General features: G+C 73.5%; 12 protein-coding genes. 9 read left to right on the top strand and 3 right to left on the bottom strand.

Annotated features, from left to right (window positions below):
* The 5 genes from sucB to ACFRFC_RS18050 form a co-directional block, all read left to right on the top strand.
* On the top strand, positions 1-1,214 hold a 1,214-nt coding region (gene sucB / locus ACFRFC_RS18070; protein ID WP_383112629.1), incomplete at its 5' end, for a 2-oxoglutarate dehydrogenase, E2 component, dihydrolipoamide succinyltransferase.
* A 277-nt stretch (positions 1,215-1,491) separates the two neighbouring features.
* Entirely contained in the window at positions 1,492-2,121 is a 630-nt protein-coding gene (locus ACFRFC_RS18065) for a GntR family transcriptional regulator (protein WP_382686413.1), read from the top strand.
* Between the two features lie 352 nt (positions 2,122-2,473).
* The gene (aceE, locus tag ACFRFC_RS18060; protein ID WP_382686411.1) at positions 2,474-5,179 is read left to right on the top strand and encodes a pyruvate dehydrogenase (acetyl-transferring), homodimeric type; all 2,706 of its coding nucleotides are present in this window, start codon (positions 2,474-2,476) and stop codon (positions 5,177-5,179) included.
* A gap of 161 nt (positions 5,180-5,340) precedes the next feature.
* The gene (locus ACFRFC_RS18055) at positions 5,341-6,348 is read left to right on the top strand and encodes a helix-turn-helix transcriptional regulator (protein ID WP_382686409.1); all 1,008 of its coding nucleotides are present in this window, start codon (positions 5,341-5,343) and stop codon (positions 6,346-6,348) included.
* A 102-nt stretch (positions 6,349-6,450) separates the two neighbouring features.
* The gene (locus tag ACFRFC_RS18050) at positions 6,451-6,969 is read left to right on the top strand and encodes a DUF4240 domain-containing protein (RefSeq protein WP_382686470.1); all 519 of its coding nucleotides are present in this window, start codon (positions 6,451-6,453) and stop codon (positions 6,967-6,969) included.
* Here the strand turns inward: ACFRFC_RS18050 and ACFRFC_RS18045 are convergent.
* Entirely contained in the window at positions 6,959-7,954 is a 996-nt protein-coding gene (locus ACFRFC_RS18045) for a peptidoglycan recognition protein (protein WP_382686406.1), read from the bottom strand. The genes ACFRFC_RS18050 and ACFRFC_RS18045 overlap by 11 nt on opposite strands.
* Positions 7,955-8,142: 188 nt before the next feature.
* Here ACFRFC_RS18045 and ACFRFC_RS18040 point away from each other — a divergent pair, with 188 nt between their 5' ends.
* Entirely contained in the window at positions 8,143-9,327 is a 1,185-nt protein-coding gene (locus ACFRFC_RS18040) for a MarP family serine protease (RefSeq protein WP_382686403.1), read from the top strand.
* A 32-nt stretch (positions 9,328-9,359) separates the two neighbouring features.
* Here ACFRFC_RS18040 and ACFRFC_RS18035 read toward each other — a convergent pair whose 3' ends face one another.
* Positions 9,360-9,857 (bottom strand): GNAT family N-acetyltransferase, encoded by a 498-nt coding sequence (locus ACFRFC_RS18035; RefSeq protein ID WP_382686401.1) that lies wholly within the window; start codon positions 9,855-9,857, stop codon positions 9,360-9,362.
* A 76-nt stretch (positions 9,858-9,933) separates the two neighbouring features.
* On the opposite strand from ACFRFC_RS18035, the gene ACFRFC_RS18030 reads away from it, so the two are divergent.
* Positions 9,934-10,830: a TIGR01777 family oxidoreductase gene (locus ACFRFC_RS18030; protein WP_382686398.1), complete on the top strand. Its 897-nt coding sequence runs from the start codon at positions 9,934-9,936 to the stop codon at positions 10,828-10,830.
* Positions 10,831-11,452: 622 nt separating this feature from the next.
* The gene (locus tag ACFRFC_RS18025) at positions 11,453-12,811 is read left to right on the top strand and encodes an NAD(P)/FAD-dependent oxidoreductase (protein ID WP_382686396.1); all 1,359 of its coding nucleotides are present in this window, start codon (positions 11,453-11,455) and stop codon (positions 12,809-12,811) included.
* A 506-nt stretch (positions 12,812-13,317) separates the two neighbouring features.
* On the opposite strand, the gene ACFRFC_RS18020 is transcribed toward ACFRFC_RS18025, so the two are convergent.
* Positions 13,318-14,754 carry a regulator gene (locus ACFRFC_RS18020; protein WP_382686394.1) on the bottom strand — a complete coding sequence of 479 codons (1,437 nt, stop codon included), beginning with the start codon at positions 14,752-14,754 and terminating at the stop codon, positions 13,318-13,320.
* Positions 14,755-15,002: 248 nt separating this feature from the next.
* Here ACFRFC_RS18020 and lipB point away from each other — a divergent pair, with 248 nt between their 5' ends.
* Positions 15,003-15,836, top strand: a complete 834-nt coding sequence (gene lipB, locus ACFRFC_RS18015) for a lipoyl(octanoyl) transferase LipB (RefSeq protein ID WP_382686392.1) — start codon at positions 15,003-15,005, stop codon at positions 15,834-15,836.
* Positions 15,837-15,852 lie beyond the last annotated feature (16 nt).

Raw genomic sequence — 15,852 nt, 5'->3', positions numbered from 1 at the left:
CCCCCGCGGCTGCCCCGGCGCCCGCGCCGGCCGCTCCGGCACCCACGCCGGCTCCGGTGGCCCCGGCTCCGGCTCCGGTGGCCCCCGCCGCCCCGGCCGCGCCCGTCGCCGCCGCTCCGGCACCGGTCCAGCCGGCCGCACCCGTGGCCCCCGCCGCTCCGGTGGCCCCCGTGGCGCCGGCTCCGGCACCGACCCCGGCGCCCGCCCCGGTCACCCCGTCCCCGGCCGCCCCGGTCACCCCGTCGCCCGCCACTCAGGCGACCGACGAGGGCGCCTACGTCACCCCGCTGGTGCGCAAGCTCGCCGCCGAGAACGGCGTCGACCTGGGCGCCGTCCGGGGTACCGGCGTCGGTGGCCGGATCCGTAAGCAGGACGTGCTGACCGCCGCCGAGGCGGCGAAGGCTCCGGTGGCCGCTCCGGCACCGGCCGCCGCCCCCGCAGCCGCTGCCGCGCCGGTGGCCCGCAAGAGCGCGCCCGTCCTGGAGGTCTCGCCGCTGCGCGGCCAGACCGTCAAGATGCCGCGCATCCGCAAGCTCATCGGCGACAACATGGTCAAGGCGCTGCGCGAGCAGGCGCAGCTGTCCTCGGTCGTCGAGGTCGATGTCACCCGGCTGATGCGGCTGCGGGCGCAGGCCAAGGACTCCTTCGCCGCGCGCGAGGGCGTCAAGCTGTCCCCGATGCCGTTCTTCGTCAAGGCGGCGGCCCAGGCGCTGAAGGCCCACTCGGTCATCAACGCCCGGATCAACGAGGACGAGGGGACCATCACCTACTTCGACACCGAGAACCTCGGTATCGCGGTGGACTCCGAGAAGGGCCTGATGACCCCGGTCATCAGGAACGCCGGTGATCTCAACATCGCCGGTATCGCCAAGGCCACGGCCGACCTGGCGGGCAAGGTCCGCGGCAACAAGATCACGCCGGACGAGCTGGTGGGCGCGACCTTCACGATCAGCAACACCGGATCGCGGGGCGCGCTGTTCGACACGATCATCGTGCCGCCGGGCCAGGTCGCGATCCTCGGCATCGGCGCCACGGTCAAGCGCCCCGCCGTCATCGAGACGGAGGAGGGCACGGTCATCGGCGTCCGCGACATGACGTTCCTGACCCTGTCCTACGACCACCGCCTGGTCGACGGCGCCGACGCGGCCCGCTACCTGACAGCGGTGAAGGCCATCCTGGAAGCAGCAGAGTTCGAGGTCGAACTGGGCCTGTAGTCCGCACTTCCTGAACGGCGGTGCCGTTGCCCAAAGATCCCGGGGCAACGGCACCGCCGCTTTTTAGGGGCGCGGGGCTGTATCAATATGCGGCTCCGCCGCGTGGGCGCGACCAACCACACACCACCCGCACCCGCCCCTCATCGGAACCACTCACCCCCTTGGACCCACAAGCCCCGTGTAAGCCTCATCTCACCTGCACCAAAGCACCCCCACCCTCAAGCCCAGCGGAGCGCACCCGCCGTATTGTCTAAACGTCAAACGTTAAGGAGCTCTCATGACCGCGCCCGTCATCCACTCGCTGCGCGAACAGATCCGCGAGCACATCCTCGAAGGGATCATCAGCGGACGCTGGCAGCCGGGCGAGCGGATCGTGGAGCGACGGATCGCCACGGAGCTGGAGGTCAGCCAGACCCCGGTCCGCGAGGCGCTGCGCGAGCTGGAGTCGCTGCGGCTGATCGAGTCCGCGCCGAACAAGGGCGTGCGGGTGCGCAATCTGACCGCCGTCGACCTGGAGGAGAGCTACCCGGTCCGGGCCGGTCTGGAGGCCATCGCGGCGGAGCTGGCGGCCGAACGGCTGGCCGACGACTGCACGGCCCTGGAACCGCACGTCACAGCCCTCTACGAGGCCGACCGGAAGTCCGACGGCACCGCCCAGGTCCGGCACACCGTCGGCTTCCACCGCGAGCTGGTCCGCGCGGCCGGGAACTCGGTGCTGCTGCACACCTGGGAGGGGCTCGGCATCGAGGTCTTCACGGCGCTGTCCATCCGCTGGCTGGGCACGGTCCAGCAGTCGTACGCCGAGGAGCACGAGGACCTGGTGCAGGCGTTCCGGCGCCGGGACCCGAGGATCGCGGAGCTGGTGAAGGCGCACGTCCTGGGCTGCGCCCCACGCCACGAGCCCTGAGCCCGACGCCAGGCACAGGCCCAGCCCCAACCCTGAGCCCAGCCCCAGCCCCCGGCCCAGCCCTGAGCGATCGTTCGCTCACACGCGTCCCGACCTGCGAAAACCCCTCGAAAACGCGGCACCGCGTGCCTGTTCGAATGACACCCCGTGCCCACTTTCTCGTAATCAAGAAGTTTTCTCCCTCAACCCTTTGATCGATCATCGATCAGCGGGTTACAGTCGCCGACGGGCCTGTCGCGGAGCCGCACCCACGACTCCGTACCGATGGCCTCACGCCCTGTCCTGCCAAAGACCTAGAGCACCCGAACCCTTGCCGATGAGGGAACCCCCTTCGACCGAGGAAGGCGGCGACATGACCGACCTCTACGCCATCCAGCCGAGCGCGCTCGACCAGCTCCCCGACCGGGACCCGGAGGAGACCGCCGAGTGGCGGGCTTCACTGGACGCCGTCGCGAAGGCTGCCGGCCCGCACCGTGCCGCGTATCTGATGCGCCGCACCCTGGAGCGCGCGGAGGGCGCCGGCGTCGCACTGCCGAAACTCCTGGAGACGGACTACGTCAACACCATCCCGACCGCCGCCGAGCCGTCCGTGCCCGGCGACGAGGCGATGGAGGCCCGGATCACCGCCTGGAACCGCTGGAACGCGGCGGCGATGGTGACCCGGGGCAGCAAACACGGCGTCGGCGGCCACATCGCCACCTTCGCGTCGGCGGCCTGGCTCTACGAGACGGGCTTCAACCACTTCTTCAAGGGCAAGGAAGGCGACGGCTCGGGCGACCAGCTCTACATCCAGGGCCACGCCTCCCCCGGCATCTACGCCCGCGCCTTCCTGGACGGCCGCCTCAGCGAGACGCACCTGGACCACTTCCGCCAGGAAGCGGGCGGGGGCGGCCTGCCGTCCTACCCGCACCCGCGGCGGCTGCCCTGGCTGTGGGAGTTCCCGACGGTGAGCATGGGCCTGGGCCCGCTCTCCGCGATCTACCAGGCGCGCTTCAACCGCTATCTCACCCACCGCGGCATCAAGGACGTCTCGTCCTCGCACGTATGGGCCTTCCTCGGCGACGGCGAGATGGACGAGCCGGAGTCCACGGCCGCCCTCGCGCTGGCCGCGCGGGAGGAGCTGGACAACCTCACCTTCGTCATCAACTGCAACCTCCAGCGGCTCGACGGCCCGGTGCGCGCCAACTTCAAGATCGTGCAGGAGCTGGAGGCCCAGTTCCGCGGCGCCGGCTGGAATGTCATCAAGTCGATGTGGGGCACCGCCTGGGACGAGCTGTTCGCGCTCGACACCACGGGCGCGCTGGTGCGACGGCTGCGCGAGGTGCCCGACGCCCAGGTGCAGACGTACCAGACGCGGGACGCGGCCTACATCCGGCAGGACTTCTTCGGGAAGGACCCGGCGCTCGCCGAGCTGGCGAAGCTGCTGAGCGACGACAAGATCCTGGAGTGCTTCCACCTCTCGCGCGGCGGTCACGAGGCCCGCAAGGTGTACGCGGCGTACCGCGCGGCCGTCGCCCACAAGGGCGCCCCGACGGTGATCCTGGCGCAGACGGTCAAGGGCCACACCCTCGGTCCGGGCTTCGCGTCGAAGAACGCCAACCACCAGATGAAGAAGCTGACGGTGGACGAGTTCAAGGCGATGCGCGATCTGCTGGAGCTGCCGATCGCGGACAGCGCCTTCGCCGACGGCCAGGTGCCCTACGGCCACCCGGGCGCCGACTCCCCCGAGGTGCGCTACCTCCAGGAGCGCCGCGCGGCCCTCGGCGGCCCGGCCCCGGCCCGCCGCATCCACGCGCCGGCGCCGCTGCCCGCCCCCGCCGAGAAGGCGTTCACGTCCTTCGACAAGGGCTCGGGCACCCAGAACGTGGCGACGACCATGGCGTTCGTCCGGCTGGTCAAGGACCTGGTCCGCGACAAGGAGACCGGTCGGCGCTGGGTGCCGATCGTCCCCGACGAGGCCCGCACCTTCGGCATGGAGTCGCTCTTCCCGTCCCTCGGGATCTACTCCCCCAAGGGCCAGACGTACGAGCCGGTCGACCGCGACCAGCTCATGTACTACAAGGAGGCCAAGAACGGCCAGATCCTCAACGAGGGGATCACCGAGGCCGGTTCGATGGCCGATTTCATCGCCGCGTCGACCGCGTACGCCACGCACGGCGAGCCGATGATCCCGTTCTACATCTTCTACTCGATGTTCGGCTGGCAGCGCACGGCCGACCAGATGTGGCAGCTCGGCGACCAGCTCGGCCGCGGCTTCCTGGTCGGCGCGACGGCCGGCCGCACGACCCTGACCGGCGAGGGCCTCCAGCACGCCGACGGCCACTCCCCGGTGATCGCCGCGACCAACCCGGCGGCGCTGTCGTACGACCCCGCGTTCGCCTACGAGATCGCGGTCATCGTCCGGGACGGGCTGCGCCGGATGTACGGCGAGGCGGCGCCCGGCGAGGACCCGGACGTCTTCTACTACCTGACCGTCTACAACGAGCCGATGCCGCAGCCCGCGAAGCCCTCCGGGGCGGCCGTGGACGAGGGCATCGTCAAGGGCCTGTACCGCTTCAACACGGCGGAGTCGGCGGGGCTGAACGTGTCCGCCGCCAACGCGGCCCGTATCCAGCTCCTGGGCTCCGGTACGGCGATCCACTGGGCGCTGAAGGCACAGCGGCTGCTCGCCGAGGAGTGGGGCGTGGCGGCCGACGTGTGGTCGGCGACGTCCTGGACCGAGCTGCGCCGGGACGCGCTGGAGGCGGACGCGGCGCTGCTGCGCGGCGAGGAGCGGGTGCCGTACCTGCGCCAGGCGCTCCAGGGTGCCGAGGGACCGGTGCTGGCCGTCTCCGACTACATGCGCCAGGTCCCCGACCAGATCGCGCAGTGGATCGAGCAGGACTACACCTCGCTGGGCGCGGACGGCTTCGGTCTCTCCGACACCCGTGACGCGGCCCGCCGCCACTTCGGCGTCGACGCGGAGTCGATCGTCGTCGCGGCGCTGGCCCAGCTGGCGCGGCGCGGCGAGGTGTCTGCGACGGCTGTGAAGGAAGCTCGGGAGCGGTACGGGTTGTAGTTCTGGTGCGGGTGCGTCGTGGCTGGTCGCGCAGTTCCCCGCGCCCCTGAAAAGACAGGCCCGCTACGGCGCACCCGGTCTTTCAGGGGCGCGGGGAACTGCGCGAGCAACCCCCACCCACCCGCACCCGGCCCGCGACCCGCGTCCCCCATCATGGGGACATGCGTGCTGCCCGGCTCATCAAGATGGTTCTGCTGCTCCAGTCCCGCCCCTCCATGACCGCCGCCGAGCTGGCGCGCGAGCTGGAGGTGTCCGAGCGGACCGTGACGCGTGACGCGCAGGCGCTGTCGGAGGCGGGCGTGCCGGTGTACGCGGACCGGGGGCGGGCCGGCGGGTACCGGCTGATCGGCGGTTACCGCACCCGTCTGACGGGGCTGGCGCGCAGCGAGGCGGAGGCGCTGTTCCTGTCGGGGGTGCCGGGCGCGCTGCGGGAGATGGGGCTTGAGGACACGGCGTCGGCGGCCCGGCTGAAGGTGTCCGCCGCGCTGCTGCCGTCCTTGCGGGACGCGTCGCGTACGGCGGCGCAGCGGTTCCATCTCGACGCGCCGAACTGGTTCCGTGAGCCCGCGACGCCCGCGCTGCTGCCCGCTGTGGCCGACGGGGTGTGGGACGACCGGGTGGTGACCGCGCGCTACCGGCGCGGCGAGCGCGAGGTGGAGCGGCGGCTGGAGCCGTACGGGCTCGTGCTGAAGGCGGGCGTCTGGTATCTGTGCGCGCGGGTCGTGGAGGCGGGAGCGGCGGGGGCCGCAGGGGCCACGGGGACCTTCCGGACGTACCGCATCGACCGGTTCACCGCGATAGAGGCGGGCGAGGAGCGGTTCGCGCGGGACGAGGGGTTCGATCTGCCGGGCTTCTGGGAGGAGCAGGCACTGCGGTTCGCCCGTTCGCTGCTGCGCGCGGAGGTCGTCGTACGGCTGTCGCCGGAGGGGCTGCGCAGGCTGCCGCACGCCGTGGACCCGGTGTCGGCGCGGGACGCGCTGGAGCGGGCCGAGCCGGACGCGGGGGGCTGGGCGACGCTCACCCTGCGGGTCGAGTCCGAGGACGTCGCCCACACCCAGCTGACCGCGCTCGGCCCGGAGGCGGAGGTGCTGGCCCCGGCGACCCTGCGGCAGCGGTTCGCGAAGGACGCGGGACGGCAGGCGGCGCTGTACCGGGCGGGGGCGGAGTAGCGCACGGTCGGGATCCGGCCCCCACCCCCTCGCCCTCCCCGCGTGACAATCCGCCGCACTCCACATGCGGCTGCCCTGCGTAGGCCCGATGCTGGTGGCGTGATGGACGAGACGGAGTTCTGGGAGCTGGTGGACGCCACCCGCGAGGCCGCCGACGGCGACCCCGAGGAGCAGGCCGATCTGCTGGTCGACCGGCTGCTCCGGCTGGACCCGGACATGGTCCTGGACTTCGCCCGTCACTTCGAGGCCCGCTACAACCGCGCGTACCGCTGGGATCTGTGGGGCGCCGCCTGGGTGCTCCTCGACGGGGCCAGCGACGACGCCTTCGACTTCTTCCGCTGCTGGCTGATCGGCCAGGGCCGGGAGGTGTACGAGGGCGCGCTGCACGACGCGGACGCGCTGGCCGATCTCCTGGACGACTTCGACGAGGAGATCGACGGCGACGGCGAGGAGCTGGGCTACGCGGCCGACGAGGCGTACGAGCAGCTCACCGGCACGGTCGCCCCGGATCTGGGCATCGCCCCCGCCCCCGCCGAGCCGGCGGGCGCCCCTCTCGACTTCGAGAACGAACGGGTGCTGGCGGAGCGGTATCCACGGCTGTGGGACCGCTTCAAGGAGTGACGCCCGCCTGCGCTCCCGGCCGCGCTCCCGTCGGAGCACCTGTGCCCGCAGTGGCTCCCGTGCTGGGGATGCCCCCCGTGCGGATGCCCGCGCCCGGGATCGCGCTCACCGGTGTCGGCGCGCGGTCCTGGAGACGGGCCGCGCGTTCCTTGATCTCGGGGAGGACGGCCGTCAGGGCAGCTCCGGGGCAGGTGGTCATGTAGCCGTCGTTGTGGCCGGAGACGGTCGGCAGCATCACGGGCGTGCCCGAGCGGAAGCGGCTGAGGCTGTTGCTGGACACCAGCCGCACCCGCTCCCTCGGGTCGGTGTCGCCTAGCCCCAGTTTCCAGGCGGTCAGCGCGGCGATGGCGTCGGTCATCGCCTTCGGCACCTCCGCGCCCGCAGTGAAGGTGCCGATCGCGGCGATCCCGGCGGTGCGGTGGTTGAAGCCCTGGGTGTGGGCGCCGGTCACGGGCTTGTCGACGCCGCCCGCGCGGCCCTCGTAGAGATTGCCGCAGCGGTCGACGAGGAAGTTGTAGCCGATGTCGTCCCAGTCGCGGGCGCCGGTCTGCCCGGCGGCCAGGGAGCGGATGATCCGCGGGACGTCGGCGCAGTCGTAGGCGTTGGGCGAGTCGGTGTGGTGGACGAAGACGGCGACGACCCTGTCGTCGTAACGGGGCGCGGGCCGCTCACGGGTGTCGCCCGGCTCCAGCCAGGCCGAGCGCGGCACGATCCGCGGCCGGGGGGCGTCGTACACGGGGGGCCGGGCCGCCTGTGGCACCGACCCGTGGCCCGCGCTCTCCCGCTCGACACCGGCCGCGCACAGCCCGAGCACGGTGACGGCGGCGATCCCGGGCACACAGCCGAGGGCGATGAGGACGGCGCGGGGCGCGCGCTCGCGGTAGCGGCGTACGGCACCCAGCGACCGGCGCGCAGACCGGCGCAGAACGGCACGGGAACGCCGTACGACACCTGGTACGGCCTTCCGCCAGGAGGTGGCACACATGATCCCCACTGTCGGGGCGCGGCGCGCGGTGCGCGATGTGTGCTCTGCCACCCGGCGGAACCATCGTCCCGGTCGGCGGCGTTTCCCGGTGTACAGACGGTGCCCGGCCGATTCCGGGCAGCGCTGATCACCCGGCCCGTTCGCCGCGTACTCACGGGTGCGGACGGTCCGAGAGAAGGGCGGCTTTCGTGGACCTGCTCGACATCGCGCTGCTGCTGGTGATGGTGGGCTACGCGGCATCCGGATACCGCAGGGGCCTGGTGGCCGGCTGTGTCGCGCTGACCGGGTTCGTGGGCGGCGCCGCGATCGGCGTGTGGGTCCTGCCGTGGGTGATGGACCTGGTGACGCCGGGGACGACGGCGGCGACGGTGACGGCGGTGTGCACGGTCCTGGTGCCCGCCGCGGTGGGCCATGAGCTGGCCGGGCGGCTGGCGCTGCGGCTGCGGCACGAGCTGGACCGGGGCCCGCTGCGGGTGGCCGACGGCTTCGGCGGGGCGGTCGCCAACGCGGTGGCCGTGCTGATCGTGGCGTGGGTCGCGGCGAGTGTGCTGGCCGCGTCCTCCTCCCCGCTGCTGACCTCGGCGATCCGTGACTCCCGGCTGCTGGGCACGGTCCAGGACGCGATGCCGGACACCACGCCTGCGTGGTTCTCGCGGGCCACGTCCGCGCTGACGGAGGCGGGTTTCCCGCAGGTCTTCAACCCGTTCGAGAACGAGTCGACGGCCGAGGTGGCCGAGCCCTCCGGCGACAGCGTCACGGCCGCGGCCACCGGCGCGGCCCAGCGCAGCACGGTCAAGGTCGAGGGTTTCACGGGCGACGAGGGCCGCGAGGGCAGCGGGTTCGTGTACGCGCCCGAGCATGTGATGACCAACGCCCATGTGGTGGCGGGCATCGACGAGCCGACGGTCCGGGTCGGCGGGGTGGGGGCCGCGTACGCGGCGCGCGTGGTGCTGTTCGACCCGGACAAGGACGTGGCGGTGCTGTACGTGCCGGAGCTGACGGCACCGGTGCTGACCTTCGACGACGACGCCTTGCGCGGGGACGCGGCGGTGGTCGCCGGATATCCGCAGAACGGCGGTCTCGATCTCCAGGCGGCGACGGTGGCGAACCGGGTGGACGCGCGCGGGCAGAACATCTACAGCGACGCGTCCGTCACCCGTGAGATCTACTCCATCCGCTCCACGGTCCGCCCAGGCAACTCCGGCGGCCCGCTGCTGACCACCGACGGCCGGGTCTTCGGGATGGTCTTCGCCCGCTCCACCTCCGACCCCCAGACGGGCTATGTCCTGACGGCGGCCGAGGTGTCGGCCGACGCGCAGCGCGCGGCGACGGCGACGGAGCCGGTGGACACGGGAGAACTGGTGACGACCTGACGACGACCTGACGACGACCTGACGACGGGTGCCTATTGCGGCTGCCGCAAGGGGCGTGCCATGAGCACATCGTCCGCGTAGAAGCCGTCCAGGCAGAACTCCTCGGGCTGGACGCCCTCCACGACGAACCCCTCGGACTCGTACAGCTTGCGGGCGGCCGTGTTGTGGCCGAGGACGCGTAGCGAGATCCGGCGGGCGGCCCGCGCGCGGGCCTCCTCGACGGCGGCCCGCAGCAGCGCCCGCGCGACGCCGTGCCCGCGCGCCTCCTCGGCGACGGCGAGGCCGCGGATCTGCCGGACGTGCGCGTTGGCGGCCAGTTCGGTGGGGAACCCGAGTCGTATGTAACCGACGATCCGCCCGTCGAGTTCGGCGACGAAATGGTCCAGCGGGCCGCTGCGCTTGCCGAAGAAGGGCTGGTCCTCCTCGGGGCGCGGGGTCACCGAGTGCTGGTACGACCAGGTGTCCCGTTCGAGCCGGATCAGCGCGGCCTCGTCCTCGGGCACGGCGTGGCGTATGTGCGGTGCGGACATGCGGATCACTGTACGACCCCGGTGCCGGGCCCGGCCCGGGGAGCGCGGGGCGGCGCGCGGCGCGGACAATGGGCGCATGGAACATTCGCGTATCGCGGTGGCCGGTGCCTCCGGGCTGATCGGTGGCGCCCTGGTCCGTTCACTGGCCGCCGACGGGCACGAGGTGGTGCGGCTGGTACGGCGTGAGCCGCGGGGCGCGGACGAGGTCCGCTGGGATCCGGAGGCGGGGCGGGTCGACGCGGCGGGCCTGGACGGCTGTGCGGCGGTGGTCAATCTGGCGGGCGCCGGGATCGGTGACCGGCGCTGGACGCCGGAGTACAAGGCGCGGCTGCTGCGCAGCCGGGTCGGCGGCACGACCGCGCTGGCGGAGGCGGTCGCGGCGATGGACCGCCCCCCGCGGGTCTTCGTCAACGGCAGTGCGATGGGCTACTACGGCCCGACCGGTGACCGCGCGGTGGACGAGAGCGCGCCCGCCGGGACGGGGTTCCTGCCGGAGATGTGCGTGGCGTGGGAGGCGGCGGCGGCTCCGGCGCGGGAGGCGGGGGTGCGGACGGTGTTCCCGCGTACGGGGCTGGTGGTGTCGCGCGAGGGCGGGGCGTGGGCGCGGCTGTTCCCGCTGTTCCGGGCCGGGCTCGGCGGGCGGCTGGGGGACGGGCGGCAGTACTGGTCGTTCATCGCGCTGCACGACGAGGTGGCCGCGATCCGGCATCTGATCGACCGGGCCGATCTGTCCGGCCCGTTCAACCTCACCGCCCCCGAGCCACTGACGAACCGTGAGATCACCGCCGCGATGGGCCGCGTACTGCACCGCCCGACCCTGCTGGCGGTCCCCTCCCCGGCCCTGCGAGCGGCGCTGGGCGAGATGGCCGGGGACGTCCTGGGCAGCCAGCGGGTACTACCCCGACGGCTACTGGAGTCCGGCTTCGTGTTCGCGTTCCCGACGATCGAGGACGCGGTGCGGGCGACGCTGTGAGCGGGCCCTGCCGGTATGCCGGGTGGGGGCGGCGTCTTCCTCGCGGGGGCGCTGGACGCGGCGGGCGTCGTGCTCCGTACGCGGGGGTGGAGGGCGACTTCCGTGCCGGGGCCTGATCGCGGCGGGCGTCGTGCCCTTGCGCGCGGGCGGACGGCGACTTCCTTGCCGGGGCCTGACCGACACGATCCTCGTGCCCGTACGCGCAGGTGGACGGCGCTCCCTCGCCGGGCCCTGACCGCAGCGGGCATCGTGCCCGTACGCACGGATGGACGGCGACTTCCACACCGGGGCCTGACCGGCAGCGGCGCGTCTTGCCCCGTAGACGCGGGTGGGCGGCGTCCTTCTCGTCGGGTCCCGGCCGCGGCGGTCGTCATTCCCCCGCGCGCGGGGGGACGGCGGCACGGTGCGGGGCGTCCGGTGCGGGCGGGGGCGGTGGGGGTACGGCACCGGGTGGCCCGCACCGGGCCGGCCGCCGTATGCCACCGCCGTGCGACCGTGCCCCTGTGCGTGCGCGACTGAACCGGGGTGTTCCGCTGCCTACGCTCGACCCCAACTCGGGTATTCCCGGCGGCTCTTGGGGGCATGAGGTCTCCACCGGCCGCGCGACCTCAGGGAGGGGCACGTGCTTCAGCCCTCGTATCAGGCGGATGTCGTCGTGGTGGGAGCCGGGGTCGCCGGGCTCTCCGCGGCACACAGGCTGACCAGCGCAGGAGTGACGACCATCGTGCTGGAGGCCGCCCCTTGGGTCGGTGGCCGCATGTCCACGGAGAAGGTCGACGGGTTCCGGCTCGACCGGATCGGCCAGTTGCTGTCCACCGCGTTCCCCGAACTGCGCCGCACCCCGGGCCTGGACGGCCTGGTGCTCAGGCCGTTCGCGCCGGGCGTCGTGCTGCACAGCGACGGCCGGCTGCACCGTACGGGCACTCCGGCGGGCGGAGGGAGCGCGCGGGGCGCACTTCACACTGTGCGCGCCCTGGCAAGCGCCCCTCGTGCGCAGGCGCTCTCCCGGGTGCCGCAGACGCCCCGGTCCCAGGCGGGGCCCCGGCCGCTGGGCACCGCCGTGGACCACGCCCGGCTGCGCACCGCGCTGGCCCGGCTGGCCGCCACGCCCGTGGAGCGGGTGCTGGCCCGGCCCGAGGCGCCCGCCGGACAGGCCCTGGCGGCGCGGGGGCTGCCCGCCCGGACCATCGACGGCTTCCTGCGCCCCCTGCTGGCCGCGCTGCTGTGCGACCCGGAGCTGACCACGTCCAGCCGGTGCGCCGATCTCGCGTTGCGGGCGTTCGCGGCGGGGCGGCTGTGCGTGCCGGAGGGCGGCGCCGAGACGCTCCCGGAGCTGCTGGCCCGGACGCTGCCGCCGGGCACCCTGCACACGGGCGTGCGGGCCACCGCGGTGTCGACGACCTCGGTGACCACCGCCGAGCACGGCGAGTTCCGCTGCCGCGCGGTGCTGCTGGCGACGGACGCCCGTAGCGCCGCCGCGCTGCTGCCCGGTCTGCGGGTCCCCGACTTCCACCCGGTGACGGTGCTCCACCACACCGCGGACGAACCGCCGCGCACCGCGAACGCGCTGGTCCTGGACGCCGACCGGGGCGGTCCGGTGGCGCACACGGCGGTGGCCAGCGCGGTGGATCCCAGCCGGGCCCCGGCGGGCCGCGCGCTGATCTCCTCGACGGTGCTGGGCGTGCCGCCCGCCGACCTCGACGCGGCCGTGCGGGCGCATCTCTCCCGGCTCTACGGCGTCTCCACCCGGCGCTGGGAGACCCTCGCGGTCCACCACACCGCCGAGGCCGTCCCGGCGATGCGCCCGCCGCACGATCTGCGCCGGCCGGTACGGGTGATGGCGGGGCTGTACGTGTGCGGCGACCACCGCGACACCAGCACGGTCCAGGGTGCCCTCCACTCGGGCCGCCGCGCCTCGACGGCGATCCTGTCGGACCTGGGCGGGACGCTGCACTCGGCACCGACGGCTCGCGCCGCGTGAGGGGGGCTACAGGTGGCTGCGCGTCCGACCGCCGCCCGTGGCTGGTCGCGCAGTTCCCCGCGCCCCTTCAGGACGCTGCCACGACCGGCGCCCATGGCCCGCGCCACGCAGGGGGACCACAGGTAGATACGCGACCAACCGCCGCCCGTGGCCGATCGCGCAGTTCCCCGCGCCCCTTCAGCACGCTGCCCTCCCCCACGCCGGAAAGGGGAACGCCCGTAGGGGCGCGGGGAACTGCGCGACCAGCCCCCACCGGCGGCCAGCCGAAGGACGGCACCCGACACCGGGCACCGCAACCTCCCCAGGGGCGCGGGGAACTGCGCGACCAACCCCCACCGGCGGCCACCCGCACGACGGCATCCGTACCCCACCCGCCACTCCCCCGCCCCCGGGCACCGCAACGCCCCCAGGGGCGCGGGGAACTGCGCGACCAACCCCCACCGGCGCTCAGCCGAAGGACGACACCCGCACCCCCACCCGCGGAGCGAACCCGCGGAGCGAACCCCCTACCCCAGCGTCGCCACCCGCTCCCGATACCCCCGCGCCGGCGCCGCGTCCTTGTACGGCTCCAGGCGGCGCTCGAAGTCCCGGATGTACTCGACCGCGCGGACCGAGCGCATCTCCGCCGCCTGCCCCGCCGCTTCGGCGGCAAGGTGGCACGCCTGGTCCAGCTCGCCCAGGCCCAGGCGCGCGGTGGCGAGGACGACCCGGCAGAAGAGCCGGCTGCGGGCGAAGGCGGGGGCCCGGAGCTGGAGGGACCGCTCGGCGTACTGCGCGGCGGCACGGAACTGCTGGAGGTCGCGATGGGAGTGGCCGAGTTCGTCGGCGAGCTGCGCCTCGTCGAAGAAGCGCGCCCAGTACGGGACCTCGTCGCCGGGCCGGGCGGCCTCCAGGGCGCGTTCGGCGCGGACCAGGGACGCCGTGCACGCCCGTACCTCGCCGAGCACCCCGTGCCCACGCGCCTCGGCGGCGTGCAGCAGCGCCTGGACCACCGGCGGAGCCACCCCGCCCACCCCCTGCTGGGCCACCCGCGCGAGCTGCACGGCCTCCCGCCCGTGCCCGAGGTAGACGGCCTGACGGCTCATCGTGATCAGGACGTACGAGCCGTACGCCCGGTCCCCCGCCGCCTGCGCGAGCCGCAGCGCCTGCACGAAGTACCGCTGGGCGAGGCCATGCGCGGCGATGTCGTACGAGGTCCAGCCCGCCAGCCGGGTCAGATCGGCGGCGGCGCCGAACAGCCTGCGGCCGGTCTGCTCGCCGTAGGTGCCGCGGAGCATCGGCTCGCACTCGTGCTCCAGATAGCGCACCAGCGCCTGGCGGGCATGGCCGCCGCCGTACATGTTGTCCAGGGTGCGGAAGAGGTCGCCGACCGAGCGCAGGGCGGCGATGTCGCCCCCGGTGACCCGGTGGCGGGGGCCGCGGTCGGCCTGGGCGCGCTGCTTGGGCACGCCGGGCCGGGCCTGCGCGGGCACGCGCGGGGCCTGTTCGGCACGGGCCACCTGGTCGTCGGGCTTGCCGATCAGCCAGTCCCGGCTGGGCACCACGAGACCGGCCGCCGTGAAGGCGATCTTGCGCAGCTCGGCATGGCTGCCGGAGTCCTTGCGCCACAGCCCGCCGACGATGTCGACGGCCTCCTCGGGGCTGCCCGCGAACTCCAGGCCCGCGTAGACGGGCGCGCAGGCGTCCAGGCCGAGATCCTGGGCGGTGAGCCGGCGGCCGAGGCGGCGGGTGAAGACCTCGGCGATCAGCGCGGGCGTGGTGCCGCGCGGCTGCTGGCCACGGAGCCAGCGGGTGACGGATGTCTTGTCGTATCTCAGGTCAAGGCCGTGTTCGAGACCGAGCTGGTCCACCCGGCGGGCGAGACCTGCGTTGGAGAATCCCGCTTCTGCGATGAGCGCGGCGAGCTGGCGGTTGGGAGTGCGCTGCGCGGGTCGATCCGTCATCTGCGGTGCGATCTCCTGCCTTCCGGGCCGAAGGGCCCGGATTGCCTGTGAGCAGCCCTTATGGCCTGGTGAACGGCGCGAATGTAGCGGAGCGTAGCCAGCCGATCGCACATTTCCGCGTGCTTTCATCCGATCGTGTGAGGATTGCCTCAAGAGCTGACGCTCGGGGGGCGGACGTACAGTGGCTTGAGCGCATTACGTGCCTGACGCACATGCCTGACTGGGACCGCCGATGGGAGGCGCCTGCCGTGAGTGGATTGCGGTTCGTCCGCGTGGGGTTCGGCGCGGACGCCGTCGAGTACCAGGAGGCGTGGGACGAGCAGCGCCGGGTGCACGCGGCGCGGTTCGCGGGCGAGATCGAGGACACCGTGCTGCTCCTGGAGCACCCGCCCGTCTACACCGCGGGCCGGCGCACCCAGGACAGCGAGCGCCCCCTGGACGGCACACCGGTCATCGACGTGGACCGCGGCGGCAAGATCACCTGGCACGGCCCAGGCCAGCTGGTCGGCTACCCGATCCAGAAGCTCCCCCGCCCGGTGGACGTGGTCGCGCACGTACGGCGCCTGGAGGAGGCCCTGATCCGCACCTGCGCGGAGTTCGGCCTGGAGACCACCCGGATCGAGGGCCGCAGCGGCGTGTGGGTGCTCGGCGACCCGGTCGAGCGGCGCCCGTCCCTCCTCGGCGGACTCGCCCTGGACCTCGACCCGCGCCTGACCGACGACGAGTTCGACCCCCGTCTCGACGGCCCCGAGTACGCCCCCTCCAACGCGGGCCAGCGCCGCGAGGACCGCAAGATCGCGGCCATCGGCATCCGGGTCGCCAAGGGCGTCACCATGCACGGCTTCGCGCTCAACGTGAACCCCGACAACAAGTGGTTCGACCGGATCATCCCCTGCGGCATCCGCGACGCGGGCGTGGCCTCGCTGGCGAGCGAGCTGGACCGGGACGTGACGGTGCCGGAGGTCGTCCCGGTCGTGGAACGCCATCTGCGCGACGTCCTGGAGAGCGCCGATCCGAGGCCGCGTCCGGTCGAGCCGCAGCGGCCCGAGCCGAGGGAAGCCCGGTCGACCCCGGCCGCGTGACGCAGTGCACAGCAAC

This window comes from Streptomyces sp. NPDC056734 (genome assembly GCF_042790455.1).
Lineage (GTDB): Bacteria > Actinomycetota > Actinomycetes > Streptomycetales > Streptomycetaceae > Streptomyces.
This window is presented reverse-complemented; position numbering and strand designations above follow the sequence as displayed.